Below are 16,082 nucleotides of genomic sequence, written 5' to 3'. Positions count from 1 at the left end.
AAAAAATAGGGAGCTGTGCTGTGCGTGAACGCGGAGATGCCGCGGCACAAAGACGAACGATGATGAATAAGGTCGGCATTCGTCAGGTAGGCGTTTCAGCAAAAAAAAGCTGGATCGCATTGGTGATGATGTCGATTTGCGGATCACTCAAGCCAGGCCAGCTGGGCAATGACAATCCACACTCGGCGATGCGGTCTGCGGCTGGAGTAGGCCATGTCGCATCCGCATACATAGGGAAGCGTTGCACCGGCAAAAAGACTGGCCGCGATTGGATCTGCCTGTCGAGAAGAAATTGCGCCAAGGCATCACGAACCGATTCGCTGGATAAAGTCATGGAGATCAGCCAGCAGGCGCTGGCGCTGTCCGGAACTTCGGCCTGGAAAACAATCGGCAAATTACGGAGTTCCTTTTGATATTGATCTCGGATATTGCGTTTGCGGGCAATGAATTGATCCAGTTTTGCCAACTGAGCGATACCGATGGCGGCCGATACATTGGTCATCCGATAGTTGTAGCCGACCATTTCATACCAGAAGCGGCGATCCAAGGGCATGCCATGACTTTTCAGTTTGACGATGTGTTCATGCCAATTGGCATGGCGGGTGATGACCATGCCGCCTTCGCCAGTGGTGATAGTTTTGTTTTTATAAAAACTGAAAATGGCGGCATCGGCATGGATGCCAACCTGCTCACCTGCATAAGTAGTGCCAAGTGCTTCCGCGCAATCTTCAATCAATAATAAATGGTGGCGTTCGGCCAACTCCTGCAGCTCGCGCAGGGGGCAGGCATGCCCATATAAATGCACGGCAATGATGGCTTTGGTACGTGATGTAATCAGTGGCTCGACTTCTGCGGCACCCATTTGCCAGGTGTCAGGATTGACGTCGGCAAAAATTGCTTGCGCGCCGGTATAGCTCACGGCATTGGCGGTGGCGACAAAAGTCAGTGAGGGAACAATGACCTCATCCCCTGCGGTGATGCCGGCAGTGAGCATCGTGAGATGCAAAGCACAGCTGCCGTTGGCAACGGCGATGGAATGCGGCACGCCAATTTTTTGGGAGAAGCCGGCCTGGAATTCATTGATTTCGATGTTGTCATTGAACCGCTCTCTGGACATACAGAGAGCGACCGCATCCGTTTCTGCTTGATCGAAAAATTGTTCGTAAAGGTAAATCGGCAGGTGCGTATTCATCATCAATTTTTTTTAAATATCCCACGTAAGAAGGGAAATGCCCCACGACAAGCCAACACCGAAACCAACAAGTAACAAACGATCGCCCTGTTTTAGCGTCGGCATCAAGCCAGCCAGCACCGTTGGGATCGAAGCTGAGACAGTATTGCCGATATCTTCCAGAATAACCGGAAACCGCGCGGCATCGATGCCCATTTTTTTGCGCAAGTGCTCCAACATATATGCATTGGCCTGATGAAATACAAAATACGCAATATCCGATTTCTGTAATTGCTGTGCGGCCAGAAAGGCATCTAGCGCAGCCGGAATACGTTCGATTGTGAAATTGAATATGGCCGGGCCGTCCATATGAATCTGGCGCGCTTTGTCGGCATCGTGTGCCATGGCCGAGTTATGCGCGATGAAATCGGCATAGCCTGCACCATCCGTCCCTAACTCGATTGCGCCGATGGCCGCGCCGCCGGGTTGCGCTGAAATCAGTGATGCGGTCGCGCCATCACCGAATAGTGCGCGGGTAGATAAATCCTCTTCCAGCAGCAGCTTGGAGTAGGTATCGGCATTAATCAGCAGTACATTGGTCGCCACTTGCGAGGCCACCAGTGCGCGTGCGACATGCAGACCGTAGACAAAGCCGGAGCAGCCCATGTTGATGTCGAATGCTGCGCAGCTGGTCGGCAATCCAAGCGCGTGCTGCACTTTGCACGATGTCGACGGAATCAGGTGATCAGGGGTTTGCGTGCAAACGATCAGATGGTCGATATCTTCGGGACGAATGGCGTGCTGCGCAAACAGCGCCTGTGCGGCGCCGATAGCCAGGGACGAAGTCAGTTCGTCCGCAGCGGCGATATGGCGACGATAGATGCCGGTTTTGGCTTCGATGCGGCGCGGATTCCAGTCAGGATATTTCAGTGCCAGATCGTCGTTGCTCTCTATTGCAGCGGGCAAACAGACTGTGATGGCGCGGAGGTAAGCCGTATTCATGCTTGCCGCCGTTCGATGACCTTGGCCGGATTGCCAAACACGGTGGTGTGGGCTTCGACATCCTTGATGACCACGCTGCCAGCACCGATGATCGCTCCATCGCCGATTTTGATGCGCGGCAAAATCGTGGCATGCGGGTGAATGGTGACAAAGGAACCGATTTCCACTTCGCCGCCAACGAAAGCAAAAGCGTTGATAGCGCAGTATTTTCCTATGCGCGTATCGTGGCCAATCACGTTCATGCCGTGGATTCGAGTGTGCGCGCCGATACTGACGTTGTTTGAAATGCCGCTGTTGCCGATCAGTGCGATACCGCTTTCGGGCGATAGCGCCGAATCGAGAACAGCTAAAGGAGAGATCAGATTGGCAAAGCGAGCGCCTGCTTTTTCTAGCGGGTCGCTCAGAGAAAAGCGCAATGTGGAATCGCCAATCGCTGCGATGTAAAAAGCATCGGAACGTGGCTGGTGGCCATCGATGGGGCCGAGAATGTCTGGTCCGGTTTTGGCGTTGTCCAGAAAACCAATGACCTCGAATGGCATACCGTGCAGACGTATCAATCCACGTAATTCATAACCGAAGCCGCCGGCACCGATGATGATCAGCTGTGGAGCGGAGGTGGAGCTAGTCATTGCAGCGGCTCCTATTCAAATGGCCGGATGATCAAATCGGAGGGGACTCATTGTCCAAACGCCTGGTCAGTTTCGTTCAGCGAAAAGAAACATTTCTCCGGCAGTTTTACCAGCGCACTACCCCAGGACAGGCCGACGCCGAAGCCGGACAACAGGACCAATGGCGCGTCCTGCAACTGTCCGCCATGCGCGCACAGCGTCAAGGGAATCGATGCGGAGCTGCTGTTGCCGTACTGTTTCAGTGTCGATAGCGCACGTTCCTTCGGTGCGCCTATCTTCATCCTGACCGTATCGTTGATGAGTTTGTTCGCTTGATGCAGGACGACGTAATCGACATCCCCTATCGGCACGCCGGCAGTGGTGAGCAAGGTGTTGATCGACAGCGGTGCTTCACGAATGGCGAAATTAAAAATGTCCGCGCCTTGCAAAACCAGTTGCATGGCATGGCGTGTCGTGCCATCGGCTTGCGGCACAGGCTCCAGCAGTTCTTGGGTGATAGGAACACGCGAGGCGCCATAGCCCGACGGCACAATGATCGCGCCATAACCGGCACCGTCGTTCATCAAGTGGAATTGCATGGGCGCATCGGCGTCGCTCAGTTCCAGCGCAGTGGCGGTGCCGGCATCGCTGAACAGCGGCCATGACCCCTTGTCGGTATACGCGCAGCTTTTGGTGGAAACATCACCGACGAGCAACAGCGCGCGTTTGATACCGAGCGACTTCATCAGGCCGCTCACGATGGCCAATCCATACGGATAGGCGGAGCAACCCAGATTCACGTCGAAACAAATGCAGCTCTGGTTCAAGCCCAGTTTATTTTGCAGCACGATGCTGGTGGCTGGCACCGGATAGTCGGGAGATTGCGTAATCAGAACCATCATTCCGACATCCTGCTTTTGCCATTCAAGCCCCTTCAACAGGTCTTCAGTCGCAAAGGCGCACAAGTCGGACGCGCATTGCGCGGCATTGGCGACGCGGCGTTCTTCGATGCCGGTAATTTTGGCAAAGCGCGTTCTTTCCTCTGGGGTCAGAATTTCGTAATTCTCCGTGCGCTCAATCCCTTTAGGGACGACTGCCGCGATGCCGCGTATGGCTACACCCGCAATACTGTACATATCAGTCCTTCTTTGTTTGTCGTGTCACAGGCTGCGACCACCATCGATGGTGATCGTTTGCCCGGTAATGAAACTACTGCTGTCAGAGATCAGATAGGCGATCAGGTCGGCCACTTCGGATGGTTTTCCGTAGCGTTTACCTAAAGGATATTTTTGCATGTCGGCCTGCATGGCTTCTTCCGATAATTGGGAAAAATAATTCAGCACCATCTCCGACGAAATCGTTGCCGGTGCGACGCAGTTGACCCGAATACCCTTGCCGCTCAGTTCTGCCGCCAATACTTTTGATGCGCCGACAAGCGCCGCCTTGGTCGTTGCGTAAGCCAGACTGCCTTTGACGCCGCCGGCAGTACCGTTCGTTGAAGAAAGAAAAACGATGGAACCGTTATTCCTTAATTTTTTCGCATTCGTGATTTCCACGGCCAACACGACGGGTGTGATCAGATTAATCGCCAGCGTTTCATCGAATACTTTACGGTTAAAAAATTTGATGGGATTACTTTTGGTGATGCCGGCGGACATGACAAGTCCGTCCAATGCCGGCAGTTGGGACACCAGCTCGGTTAATTTGTCTGGATCGCCGAGGTCGTAAGAAATGACGGTGCATTGCGCGCCGTAGGAGGCACTTAATTCGGCCAGACGCTCTGGATTGCGGCCAACGGCAACAACATGCGCACCAGCAGCGATGAATCGCTCGACGCAGGCATGGCCGATGCCGGAGGTGGCACCGGTTACCAGTACGGTTTTATTTTGACAGTTCATAGAAAGCGCCGGTAAGCGTCGTGAAAATGACGGATGCGCAATTCGTTTTCACAAAGCGTATAAGCACCTTGCGCGGAGAGCAGGCCGATCTGATTGGATTCCAGCATCAGGCGGTCTTCTTCCAGTGTTTGTGCGGTCAGATCAATGGCACTTTGCATGAACGAGTCGCGCAGGCCGGGAGTGAGTGCCAGCATTTTTTCGGTTGGGTAAAGACGGTAATGCAGGACACTTTCGTTTGTGCTGACCGGCATGACGTTGGCGACGTAATACACTAGTTCGCTACCGATGCTGAGAAATAAATTGGGAAAGATATGCAGATGCCGATATGCCGGTGTGATGTTGCGAACGATGCGCAGCATTTGCTTTGCGCTCGCTTCATCGGGATAGTGGGTTACCGCAGTGTCGTATTCACTGTTGAGCGGCACTGGTTCGACGCGACCGGTGGAAGAGTAACCGGCCTTGCTGAAGGTGGATGCATGCACAAAGGAGACATGATAGGAATCCAGTACGTTTTCAACGATCAGTTTCCAGTTGCATTGATGACGGATTTCGCCACGGAAAAAATGACCGCCTGCGGGCGTTCCCATTTGCGTGAGCAGTCTGGCGACAGTCTGACGACGAGCAGGATCGGCTTGCATGAGGAACTGGAAGCCGTGAATGTCTTCGTGCGGCGCAGATGTGAGACGGATATCGTCGGGCAGATTCTTGAAGGTGTTGCGCAAAGGGATGAACGATGCGCCACCATCGGCATCGTAAGTCCAGCCGTGGTAGCCGCAGCGGAATTTCCGGTTGCCGAATCCCGGCGGGTCGATCAGATTGAATCGGTGTCGGCAGACATTGTCCAGCAAACGATTTTGCGCGCCGATATTGCGCAGCGTGTAGCTGCGTTTCCCTGCACGGAAACTGTAATAGTCGTCGGCTGCCGGGATATCGTTTTGATGAGCGATAAACATCTGTCTCGAAAAAACTTTTTCCAGTTCTTCGTCGAATATGGCTGGATCAATGTAATTGTTAATCGGGATGGACATCTGCGCATTCTTTATTCGGGGAAAATATTTTCCGCTACATCGGGCAAGGAACTGTTCATCCGTATCCCTCATTGCACCGGCAATGCGGCCGGTGTTATTTGCTCCGGCTCAGGACGATCTGATGTAGCTCTGCCACTGTGCTGGTGTTTTTCAGATCGTCGCCTGTGATGGCGACGTCATAGGTCGCGTCGACCATGGCGATGACGACCAGTATCGCCAGCGAGTCCCAAATTTCCAAATCTTTGAATACGGTGCTGCCAGTGACTGTTTCTGGTGGGACTTCAATTGCGTCGGCGAATTCGGCGGAAAAATTATCGATACTCATAAAAACCTCTGACGATGATGTGGGAATGGCGGCGCGCTGATCGACCGCCACGAAGTAATGAGGAGGTGTATTAGGTTAACGACACTTTACGCCATAAGTTTAGCGCTGACGGAGAGTGGCTTAGCCTGAGCCGGAAAGACCTGCAATTATCCAAAGCCCTGAAAAAAATCGATCTGCTGTTCGCTGAGTTCGCGCAGATCTTCATTGTTCAGGTATGCGCTATACCACTGAGCAGTGAGTTCGAGCGCGGTATGCAGCTCCAGCTTGGGCATCCAGTCGAGATGTTGTCGCGATTTGGAAATGTCCAGCCGCAGAAAAGAGGTTTCGTGCGGTGCTTCGGCGGGGGCGGCGAGGATAATTTCCGCCGTTTGGCATTCGTTTTTTTGCAGCGAATGGTTGAAGGCGGCGCACAGTTGGCTGACGGTTTGCAAATCGGAATCGGCGGGGCCGAAGTTCCATCCTTCGGCATATTTCCTGCCCGATTCGTAGAGCCGCTGCGCCAGTTGCATATAACCAGCCAGGGGATCAAGCACGAATTGCCATGGGCGTATCGCGTGCGGATTGTGAATCATGATCGGCTGATTTTTTTCCAGCGCGCGGATGAGGTCGGGGATCAAGCGATCCGTGGCGAAATCGCCGCCGCCGATCACGTTGCCCGCGCGCGCAGTGGCGATGGCGGTCTGTGAGCTGCTATTCGGGCCAAAAAAGGAGCTGCGGTAGGAGGCGGTGACTATTTCTGCCGCACCTTTACTGCCGCTGTAGGGGTCATGTCCCCCCATTTTTTCTTCTTCGCGATAGCCCCAGACCCATTCGCGGTTTTCATAGCATTTGTCACTGCTGACGATGACAACCGAGCGCACGCTGGGCGTGTGTCGTACCGCTTCCAACAAATGTGCCGTGCCCATCACATTGGTGGCGAATGTTTCGATTGGCGCGGCATAGGAATCGAGCGCGATAGCTTGCGCTGCCAGATGGAACACGATGTCTGGCTTGGCTGCGGCGAGGATATCGCGCAGGTATTGCAGATCGCCGATGTCGCCGGTGGTAGTGGTGGCGCAGTTTTGCAGCCGTGCCAGGTGAAACATGCTGGGTTGGGTGGGGGCCGGGAGTGAGTAACCGTGCACTTCGGCACCGAGCCGGTTCAGCCAGAGCGTAAGCCAACTGCCCATGAAGCCGGTGTGGCCGGTGATGAATACTTTTTTGCCTTGCCAGAATTCTTGGATCATGGGATTGCTTTCCACTACACTTGGTAGAAAATCTGGCGATCTATCGGGTAGTTCTGCGGAGGGAGTGATGCGATTTCTTCGATGGTGCAGGTGTCCGCAGCTTCGGTTAGTGTCACGGCTTTCATAATTTTTATTCTGTCCGATAGTTCAAATAGATGAGGCAAAGACAATGCATATTGTCGATCTGGATTAAATCATGCAACTTCCTTGCTTCAATCTCTGATCAGCGGGGTGTTTCATGCTCATTCCGTCCAATATTACTCAAGGTAGGGCTAGGCGGGCGATCTTGGGGAGGAGCCTTTGCAGGAGGGGTAATAAATGCGACTGTTTTTTCCCCAGGGATCGACATTTGATTGCATGCGGTACGATTGCCGGTATGAAATCAAAATTCCTTGTTAATAGTGAGAGAATCAGTGTGCTAGATAAAAGAGCAGATTTATTTTTTCAGGTACAAAAAACGGTTTTTTGGCAGTGAAGGAGTGCGATTCGTATGAGTGTCCGAGGACAGGCTTGGTTTAACGAAATGCTTAAAAAGCTGAGGCATCCTTACAAACGGACTTGGATAATTTTAAATCCTGCCTCCATAGGTGAAACCGTGACTGTGTGCGCCCTCTCCGACGCTTTCGTTAAGGCGCACGGCTACAGCATTACTATGGTGGTGCAACCGCATCATCTGGCGATTACGGAGATGTATCCGAATCGTTTTGAGCAGGTTCTTGTGGAGGATCGTGATGTCATTTTGGAAATCATGAGGCATTGCCCCCCTCACCAATTTGACATTGACGTCCCGCTTGCGGGGTTTTTTTACAACCTTGGCGATGCCCGAGCAGATGCCATTTCTTACCTGTTCAAGTATCCAGGTCGCGGAGGCCTTACTTTTACTGATACTTATCGCCACATTTTCAAGTTGCCATGGGATGCGCGCCTTGAGCGACCTATTGTGCCAGTCGAGTGGATGGATCAAGCGCAGAATTTTGTAACTATGGCTGGGATTGATACTCAACATGCGATCATCCTTTTCCCCGCAAATAATTCTGCGATAACGCAATTCCCTGATATTTTTTGGACAACGCTTGCTGCAAGGCTCAATCAAAACGGCTACCAGGTACTTTGCAACATGAAGGGGGGACAATTTCAACCCGACACCATGCCGATTGCGGGCACAATTCCTATTGATGTATCGATGCAGCTCGGCCTTCCATTAATCAGTTTAATTGGGAAGGTCATCGGGGGAGCTAATGGGATGTTGTTTTGGCAAGCGATGGGTGGGCTGTTTGACGAGATGACGGTTTTGTTTCCGATGACCGCCAATGATGAAGATGTTCTGCTCAATGAACGGATCTATCCGGCACATCTCTCTAAAATGCAATTTATGGCACCAGAGGTATGCGTGGATATTCCATTTTCTGAATTTGGAGTCCCGTTTTCTGGTTCCGAAAAGGAACTGATTCGGCTGGCGAGATCCATTGCTGATCAGTCATTAGGCAATCCAGACCGTTTTCAACGCTATTCAGCCGATGGAAGTGATTACATTAGTGGCAATGCTCAATGGCTTCGTGCTCTCATTGCGCCGATTCCAATAAGGCAGTCATAAACCCCCCTTGGTATTTCGCTTTTTGAGGTTAAAGATCGAGTCCTCAATGATCTGCTCTATAAAATGATGACTAATTAAATCGACTGAGATTCCCTACATCGTTACTGTAACGGAATCTCAGTGAGCTATCACCGCCGATGTTGGTTTGTGATGTTTGAAAGCACGGTATTTTTAGGTTAGAAGCTAAGGTTTTAAAAATTCATAATATCGACTAATGCTTTCCCCATCATGTATGGACGGTACCTGCGAAATACTATTGGTGACTTTTGTTGATGTTTCGATAAATTCGAAACCAATAGATTCAATCAGCGCTATAAATTCTTTATATGACCAAGCATTTTGATGGTTAAAAACAATATTTTCCTCTCCTTCAATTTCAATAACTTTATTAACGTAAGTCATTGCTATGGAGTGGGGTGATATATCTTTTTCTAAGATAAGGCGATTTTCAGAATCTGAAATTTTGCATGGGCCATGGTAGGAATTATCTTGTTGGATGTCAGAAAAATGCTGGTATCCATTTCTTTTCCAATATCCGCAAAAAATCATTGCAGCAAGTCTTTCATATGAAAATGGTATGCCTGAATTTTCCCACATTTTTTTCAAAGGAACGATGTTCCAACGATCGGGATTGACACTTAAAATTTCATTGTCAACACCCCGTCTAAACTCATCCAGTACTGCATCAAAGTCAGGGAGTTTAATTACTAGTTTGCCGCCATTATTTAATACTCTATACGCTTCCCGAATTAATTTATTTACGACAGAATCATTTAAATGTTCTAAGCAGTGAGAAGAGTAAACGACATCTGCATATGAGCTAGGATAAGGTAATTCAGTATGAGAATGAAATTTTATTTTTCCTCTTATGTCCCGACTAAATTCATCATAATTTATCCAGCCATTTTCCGAAAACCAAGACCCTCCGCCTAAATTAATATTGCGGATATTTTCATGTTTTATAAATTCAGAGTTACTTGAATACTCGAAGTCATTGACTTTTCGGTATTTCAAATCAAAAAATTCTTCAAATTGAGCCGTTGACGGAAGAGGCACCCTTGCATTATGTCCCGCAGTAACGTAGTCAGTAGTGGTAACTAATGATGGAATTATCGTGATTTCAATCATTGGCCTACAGTCACTAACTTTCGGTGGAATCCCTCTGTGTACTAGGACTGCTACATCTGCCAAAATAATTGACGGTTGACTATTGGCGATGAGATTGTATTTTCCTTGGCGATCGATAATTTCGAATGTTCCATTATCCGAATCCATGGGCGACGGATAAATCATTATTTTTTTTATACAATTATGCAGTCCATCGTTATGCCACGCTGGCTGTCCATAACCAGACTGTTTTTTTAGTTTCGTCGCTCGCACATTAACTACTTTAAAAGAGTAGCCCAGCAATTCTTCAATTCCAGGGGAGATATAATTTAGTAATGCCTTATATGACTCGTATGCAGAATCGCCTGCAATAGGCTTTTTATAGTGATTAATTTGTGAATTAACGATTGCTTCTGTTTCTTGCTTATTTTGAAAGTGTGATTTGTAATATTCCGGAGATGCGTCATGAGATGAAAAATCTATTTTTCGACTCTCCAGAAAAAAAGCATCGAATGATCCAATTAAATCACTTGGGATGGGCCAAAGATAAAATCCGCTATCGTAATATTGTTGGTCAATAGGTTTTTTCTGCAGATGGATTCAGTAATGGAATAATAATTGATTAATAATTGCAGTGGATCATCGAATGCATTTTGTATTATTTCATTATTAACGGTCATTTTTTGATATCTTAAGTTGGTTAGCGATAAGCTATAGGCGGTAAAATATTATCACAAAGAAATAGTTTTTAATTTGAATGTAGGTAGTTTTTTTTATTAAATTATTTTGTAAAGGTTTTTGATTGGGAATTTCTGCCGAAGAAATTTTTGCGATTAATAATTAATAATCAGCATGCGTCAATAGATGATTAATAAGATAATCAGATATTATAAGAATGTAAATAAATCTCATGGGTGGAGTTTTCTCATATGAAATTTCCAGGCAGTTTAACTTCAGAAAATCATGCCTTCGGTATAGCCGGGTCTTCAGTTTTGTGGCTTGGACTGAAAACTGTAAAGCAGCCCTGGGGCTGCGTCTTTAGGCCAGTATGATTTCTGTTGATTCTTTGAATAACGTAGTAAGTACGGTGGCATGGATGTTCTTTTGAGGCGGATGTCGGTGGATCAACGAGATGTTTGCCGAAAAACGCAAGGCCGAAATTATTTCGGCCTTGCTTGGTCACTGTCTCTTTATTGGTTCGATCAATTTGCTTAGCCAATCGGCGTGGGCATCCACATACAAAACTCCTGGCGCGGAAAAATGACGGTAACAATTTGGATCTAAGGCGGATTGGTCTGCTGCCGCAATGGCGATACGCTCTATTTCTTCATCGGACGCTTCCGTAGAAATGCCATATTCCATGTATGGAATATTTAGGTACATTTCCGGTGCCATCAATTGCGATTGAGTCATCGTCGATGCGTAAAGATGGCCATCCTGTTCATAATCTTTACTATTTCCAGTCAATGGGAAAAATGAGGTCATCCTTTGAAATTGGCCGCCAAGTGTGATGAGAAACTGCATTCCATGGCCGGTACAAACAGACCCGCCTGCCAAGCTGACTAATGGTAGCGCCATCTCCATGCTTACTTCGATGGGGGTAGTTCCCTCTATCGGCATTGTTTGAGGTTTATGTATTCCGCCAGTCATGTTGCAGAAAATTTTGTAACCCTTGGTCTTTAACCGCGCCACGAGTGTATTCCACAAAATATCTGGGCATTTTCGGGGATCTGACGAGGTGGCTGGAAATAAAATAATGGATTTGTTTGGCACCAATCCAATTTCTTTTGCGTAATTTTGCGCTTTAACAAGCCAGTCCGCAGGAACCTTGGGGCGTTCTATGCGGGCATCCCAAGGTAACATGAGCAAATGGCGAAACATATCAAGATAATTCAGGCCGCCGCGGCCAGGAAATTTCATCAGGTAGCAGATTGAATCAATGCGCGCATCGCCAAGATGACAGCATGATGCGGCAAATGGAACATCGACTTCGAATTGATGCGGGGGGAAATACCGCATGGCCTGAGCCATCTCATCTAGCTCCATCACGATCACTTGTTCAAACCTGCCCGGATACATTTGTGTTAAAGCAAAGTGCTCAGGCTTCACCACAAGAGTAATCCCATAACCATGCTTTTTAACGAAAGCCTCGGCAAATGAGCAGACTAATGCCGTTTCCCCTATCGAGGTTGGAAGCATGATGATCCAAGTCCGTTTATCCGGATGACGCATGCGCTTCAGAACAGCGTCATACCGAGCTTTACGTTGAATGTTAATGGTGATCTCCTGAGCGAACGACGAATTTAATTTTAATTAAAGTAACTTGTTTTTCCTGATGAAATTATTCCCAGGCGCCAATAGCCGTTATCACTGCTTCAGCCGTTAAACCACAGGATTCGCAGAGTTCCTCGTAAGTCCCGTAACCCGTTACAAATTCATCCGGAATAGAAACTGAGTGAAATTTCATTCCAGGAATCTGATAAGTTGCGCGAAGAACGTCATCTCCCAAACCTCCGGACATCATGTGCTCTTCAATGACCACCACTTTCCTCGTTTTTTCCACACTGGCTTGGATCATCTCTGTGTCAAGCGGACGGATAGTATGAACATAGATAACTTCTGCCAGGATGCCTCGCGCAGAAAGTTTTTCACGTGCATCGAGTGCGGTTTTAAGCTGAGGGCCAGTTGCAATGAGGGTGACATCAGAACCATCATGGATTTTGATGGCCTTGCCAAAAACAATGTCTTCTGCTTTGAATTGAATCGGATGTGGATGTCCGGCCATCCGGTAAACCGTCAATAAGTCATTGCGATAAGCTTGTCGGAATAATTGGTCAAATTCAATGGCGCTTGCGGGGAAGCATATTTGAATTCTTTGCAGTGTTTTTAATAACGCAAAATCTCCGTAGCAATGATGCGTGCATCCCAGATTTGAGTAATCAAAAGCACTGCCTACGGTGACGATATTGCCAGGTAATTTGTGGTAACAAAAATCAAGCTTGATTTGTTCAAAGGACCGCTCTATCAAAAAGGGGGCAATTGTATGAATGACCGGGCAAAGTCCCGCCGCAGCCAAACCCGCCCCCATGCTCACCATGGTTGGTTCTAATATTCCAATGTTATAAAACCTATCGGGGCATGCTTCGGCAAATGGTTTGAGAATGCCATGGCTGATATCCCCCACCATCACTACCAGCTGAGAATCTTCTTTCCCGATCGACGTCAGGGTATCGGCAAATTGTTGACGGAGTGATTTGCTCACGATAGCGCTTCCATAATTTGTTTATATTCAGTGGGATTAGGTATGCGGTGGTGCCACATTCCATGGCCTTCCAGCAAAGATACTCCTTTCCCCTTTATCGTTTTTGCAATAATGACGGAGGGAATTCCATCTTTCTTAAATTCAATATTCCGCAGCGCATCGGCAATTTCACTTTCGCTATGCCCATCAACAACCTGCACGTTCCAGCCGAAGGCTGCCCATTTTTTAGGCATATCATCTACGGGCATTAATTGCATCGCGGATTGATTCCAATCCACAATAGCGCACAGGTTACCTAGCTGACGGTTTCGCGCGACATTGACTGCCTCCCACACCGTCCCCTCCTGACATTCGCCATCCCCCAACAAAACAAACAAACGATTATTGAGTGACTGGATTTTCAAACCCAATGCGATACCGACGGTAAAGCTCAATCCGTGGCCAAGGGAGCCAGTGGAAGCCTCGATGCCTGGAATTTTTGTGCGGTCAGGGTGCTCACCAAGAATCCCTCCACGCTTGCAAAACATGGCAATGTCATGATCCGTAATAAAGCCGTGACGATGAAGATTGACATACTGGGCCAAGCATCCATGCCCTTTGGATAAGATGAAATAGTCCCGATCCACCCATTCAGGATTGACTGCATCAATTTTCAAGATGTCACGATAGAGCAATGTGATGATGTCGAGAATAGAAAAAGCGCTTGGAATATGCCCGTCTTCACCGGCAACGACCATATCAATTATTTTTCGACGCAAATCCTTATTCAGAACTGTGTCATTTGAGTGAGAAATACTGTTCATTGTCCGAAATACCCCCTGCCTTGACCACCGTCGATCGGGACGATGCTACCCGTATTGAATGATGCTAATTCAGAACACAAATAAGTAACAAAATTGCCTATCTCCTCGGGCCGACCAAATCGACCAATACGCTGTCGCTCGCCGAGATATTTCTTAACGTGTTCCGGACGTTCCGTCGAGGCCTGATCCCAGTACCCGCCTTCGGTAAATACGGCACCAGGTAATACCGCAGTCAGAACCACGCCATCCGGAGCCACGACGCCGCCCATACTGCGGGTGTATGCCGTTAATGCCGCCTTCATTGCGCAGTAGGGAACCGGACCGTGATTTTCCATCGCTGAGATGGAAGAGATGTGGCAGATGCGCCCCCATTTGCGTTGTTGCATGCCAGGAATAATCAGGCAATTCAGCTCCACGGCCAATTCAAAATTGAAGCGATATATTTTGCGCCAATCCTCAATCGAGCAAAAAGGATCTGAAATATCCAGCGTGCCGCCTGCGTTGTGAACCACTATGTCTAACGGCCCAAAATCAGCCATCTTGAGCAGCAGGTTTGCTGGCGCACCTTCTGGCATCAAATCCATTGCAATGCCAAGATGTCCCGCAGCAACTCCGCCAATGCTCTCCATCAAACCATCGATATCTGCGATAGTGCGAGAGACACATGCTACCTTTACCCCCTCACTCGCCAAAGCTTGCGCAATAGCGCGTCCCAATCCGCGTCCGGCTCCAGTAACAAGTGCACGCCGACCCACAATTCCCAAATCCATAAGATTCCAATTTTCATTAAATTGATCAAACCTGCTTGATACAGACTGCACCATCAGATGATATTGAGCGGCACCAAGATATGCCGTGGCCGGTTCGTAAGTAATTTCTTCATGATTGGCTGCACGTTATCGATGGCGGTAATAAGAACCGCCGCATCATGGAGGTCGCCTACTTTACGAGCTGGGACAACCTTCACCGGGAGATTCCAATAACCGATGCCATCTTTTTCATCATCATCATCAATTACTGCAATTAACTGACCAAAATCGGTATTCATGTGATAACCAAGTATGGGCAGGGTTTGGGCTGCACCATATCCATATAACGGTAATCCCGTGTGGAAATCTAATAACTCGCGCGTGATAGACATTTGTTTTTGGAAGTTCGTATAACGGCTAATGATTTCTGTCTGCGTCCAGTGCTTCACATCCTTGCAGATGTCAGCCGGGCCCTTCACAAACGCCACCGCCATCCCACACCAATCATGGAAGTTATATCGATGCAGTAAATGTCTTCCGCCAGTCTTTTCCAATAATTTGAGGAAGGACGCCAAGGTGAAATACTGGGCGTGCTGGTGGAAAATTTGGTCGAATCTGAATCGCTGAATTAGGCCGTCGAAACCAGGAACTTCAAAAATAAATACCGCATCATCAGCAGCAATATCCATCAATGCCTTCACAACACGGCAAGGATCGATAATATGTTCAAGGGTGTGGCGGCAAACGATCAGGTCGGGTTTCGCCGGGAGTTGCTGTAAATCGACGTCTTCAAAATTCATGCCAAATATTTGTATCGATTGATCCTCACGATCGCTCTCGCGATTTTCCCAGACAGGATCAATGCCAACTCTAAAATCGGCTCTATCCTTCAGTAAATCCAGCAAGAAAAGATCATTGCAGCCCAAATCCAGAACGCAGCGAAATTGACGCTCGGGTGCAACTTCATTGATGACGGATAAAAAAAACTCAGTCCCTTTTCGGGCACTTGTGCTCGTTGATGTACGGAAGCAATAGTTAGACCCGTATAAAACATTTGGAGCGATTAAAGTCTCTAGTTGCCCATGCCCGCATGCCGGACAAAAAAGCAGCTGCTGGTCGACGCTCATTAATGGATCTGAAACTGGGACTCGACTAAACGAGTCGGTTAACGGTAATTTGGGAAGATTGATTATCGGAGAAATTAACGCTTCGCAAATAACACAATGATGACGATGCTCAATATCTTTGGCGTATGTGCGCATAATTAAACTTATAGAGGGTTGAATAATTTTTTAATGTGAAAAATATC

Annotated in this window: 15 protein-coding genes; 1 reads left to right on the top strand and 14 read right to left on the bottom strand. The window is 48.3% G+C overall.

The window, feature by feature from the left end:
- Positions 1–82: 82 nt before the first annotated feature.
- The 8 genes from RGU70_RS01735 to rfbG all read right to left on the bottom strand — a co-directional run bounded on the left by RGU70_RS01735 (position 83) and on the right by rfbG (position 7,258).
- Entirely contained in the window at positions 83–1,195 is a 1,113-nt protein-coding gene (locus tag RGU70_RS01735; RefSeq protein WP_322207696.1) for a DegT/DnrJ/EryC1/StrS family aminotransferase, read from the bottom strand.
- Between the two features lie 9 nt (positions 1,196–1,204).
- Complete coding sequence (locus RGU70_RS01730; protein WP_322207695.1) at positions 1,205–2,173, bottom strand: ketoacyl-ACP synthase III; 969 nt, start codon at positions 2,171–2,173, stop codon at positions 1,205–1,207.
- The gene (locus RGU70_RS01725; RefSeq protein ID WP_322207694.1) at positions 2,170–2,802 is read right to left on the bottom strand and encodes a NeuD/PglB/VioB family sugar acetyltransferase; all 633 of its coding nucleotides are present in this window, start codon (positions 2,800–2,802) and stop codon (positions 2,170–2,172) included. The genes RGU70_RS01730 and RGU70_RS01725 overlap by 4 nt, the downstream gene beginning before the upstream one ends.
- A 47-nt stretch (positions 2,803–2,849) precedes the next feature.
- On the bottom strand, positions 2,850–3,917 hold the full coding sequence (locus tag RGU70_RS01720; RefSeq protein ID WP_322207693.1) for a ketoacyl-ACP synthase III: 1,068 nt from the start codon (positions 3,915–3,917) through the stop codon (positions 2,850–2,852).
- Positions 3,918–3,941: 24 nt separating this feature from the next.
- Positions 3,942–4,679 (bottom strand): SDR family oxidoreductase, encoded by a 738-nt coding sequence (locus RGU70_RS01715; RefSeq protein ID WP_322207692.1) that lies wholly within the window; start codon positions 4,677–4,679, stop codon positions 3,942–3,944.
- Positions 4,676–5,707, bottom strand: coding sequence for an aromatic ring-hydroxylating oxygenase subunit alpha (locus tag RGU70_RS01710; RefSeq protein ID WP_322207691.1), 1,032 nt, complete (start codon positions 5,705–5,707; stop codon positions 4,676–4,678). Before RGU70_RS01710 ends, RGU70_RS01715 begins: the two co-directional genes overlap by 4 nt.
- A 94-nt stretch (positions 5,708–5,801) precedes the next feature.
- Positions 5,802–6,032 carry an acyl carrier protein gene (locus RGU70_RS01705; RefSeq protein ID WP_322207690.1) on the bottom strand — a complete coding sequence of 77 codons (231 nt, stop codon included), beginning with the start codon at positions 6,030–6,032 and terminating at the stop codon, positions 5,802–5,804.
- A gap of 146 nt (positions 6,033–6,178) precedes the next feature.
- Positions 6,179–7,258 carry a CDP-glucose 4,6-dehydratase gene (rfbG, locus tag RGU70_RS01700; RefSeq protein ID WP_322207689.1) on the bottom strand — a complete coding sequence of 360 codons (1,080 nt, stop codon included), beginning with the start codon at positions 7,256–7,258 and terminating at the stop codon, positions 6,179–6,181.
- 490 nt (positions 7,259–7,748) lie between these two features.
- Between rfbG and RGU70_RS01695 the strand changes: the two genes are divergently transcribed.
- The gene (locus RGU70_RS01695; RefSeq protein WP_322207688.1) at positions 7,749–8,852 is read left to right on the top strand and encodes a hypothetical protein; all 1,104 of its coding nucleotides are present in this window, start codon (positions 7,749–7,751) and stop codon (positions 8,850–8,852) included.
- Positions 8,853–9,035: 183 nt separating this feature from the next.
- Here the strand turns inward: RGU70_RS01695 and RGU70_RS01690 are convergent, their stop codons facing one another.
- From RGU70_RS01690 to RGU70_RS01665, 6 genes are all read right to left on the bottom strand, one after another.
- Complete coding sequence (locus RGU70_RS01690; protein WP_322207687.1) at positions 9,036–10,262, bottom strand: methyltransferase domain-containing protein; 1,227 nt, start codon at positions 10,260–10,262, stop codon at positions 9,036–9,038.
- A gap of 876 nt (positions 10,263–11,138) precedes the next feature.
- Positions 11,139–12,191 carry a hypothetical protein gene (locus RGU70_RS01685; RefSeq protein WP_322207686.1) on the bottom strand — a complete coding sequence of 351 codons (1,053 nt, stop codon included), beginning with the start codon at positions 12,189–12,191 and terminating at the stop codon, positions 11,139–11,141.
- Positions 12,192–12,300: 109 nt separating this feature from the next.
- Positions 12,301–13,221 (bottom strand): transketolase family protein, encoded by a 921-nt coding sequence (locus RGU70_RS01680; protein ID WP_322207685.1) that lies wholly within the window; start codon positions 13,219–13,221, stop codon positions 12,301–12,303.
- Positions 13,218–14,024: a transketolase gene (locus RGU70_RS01675; RefSeq protein WP_322207684.1), complete on the bottom strand. Its 807-nt coding sequence runs from the start codon at positions 14,022–14,024 to the stop codon at positions 13,218–13,220. Before RGU70_RS01675 ends, RGU70_RS01680 begins: the two co-directional genes overlap by 4 nt.
- Positions 14,021–14,848, bottom strand: a complete 828-nt coding sequence (locus RGU70_RS01670; RefSeq protein ID WP_322207683.1) for an SDR family NAD(P)-dependent oxidoreductase — start codon at positions 14,846–14,848, stop codon at positions 14,021–14,023. The genes RGU70_RS01675 and RGU70_RS01670 overlap by 4 nt, the downstream gene beginning before the upstream one ends.
- On the bottom strand, positions 14,848–15,900 hold the full coding sequence (locus RGU70_RS01665; protein WP_323505571.1) for a class I SAM-dependent methyltransferase: 1,053 nt from the start codon (positions 15,898–15,900) through the stop codon (positions 14,848–14,850). The genes RGU70_RS01670 and RGU70_RS01665 overlap by 1 nt, the downstream gene beginning before the upstream one ends.
- Positions 15,901–16,082 lie beyond the last annotated feature (182 nt).

The sequence above is a fragment of the Herbaspirillum sp. RTI4 genome (assembly GCF_034313965.1).
In the GTDB taxonomy this organism is placed as follows: Bacteria; Pseudomonadota; Gammaproteobacteria; order Burkholderiales; family Burkholderiaceae_D; genus Herbaspirillum.
This window is presented reverse-complemented; position numbering and strand designations above follow the sequence as displayed.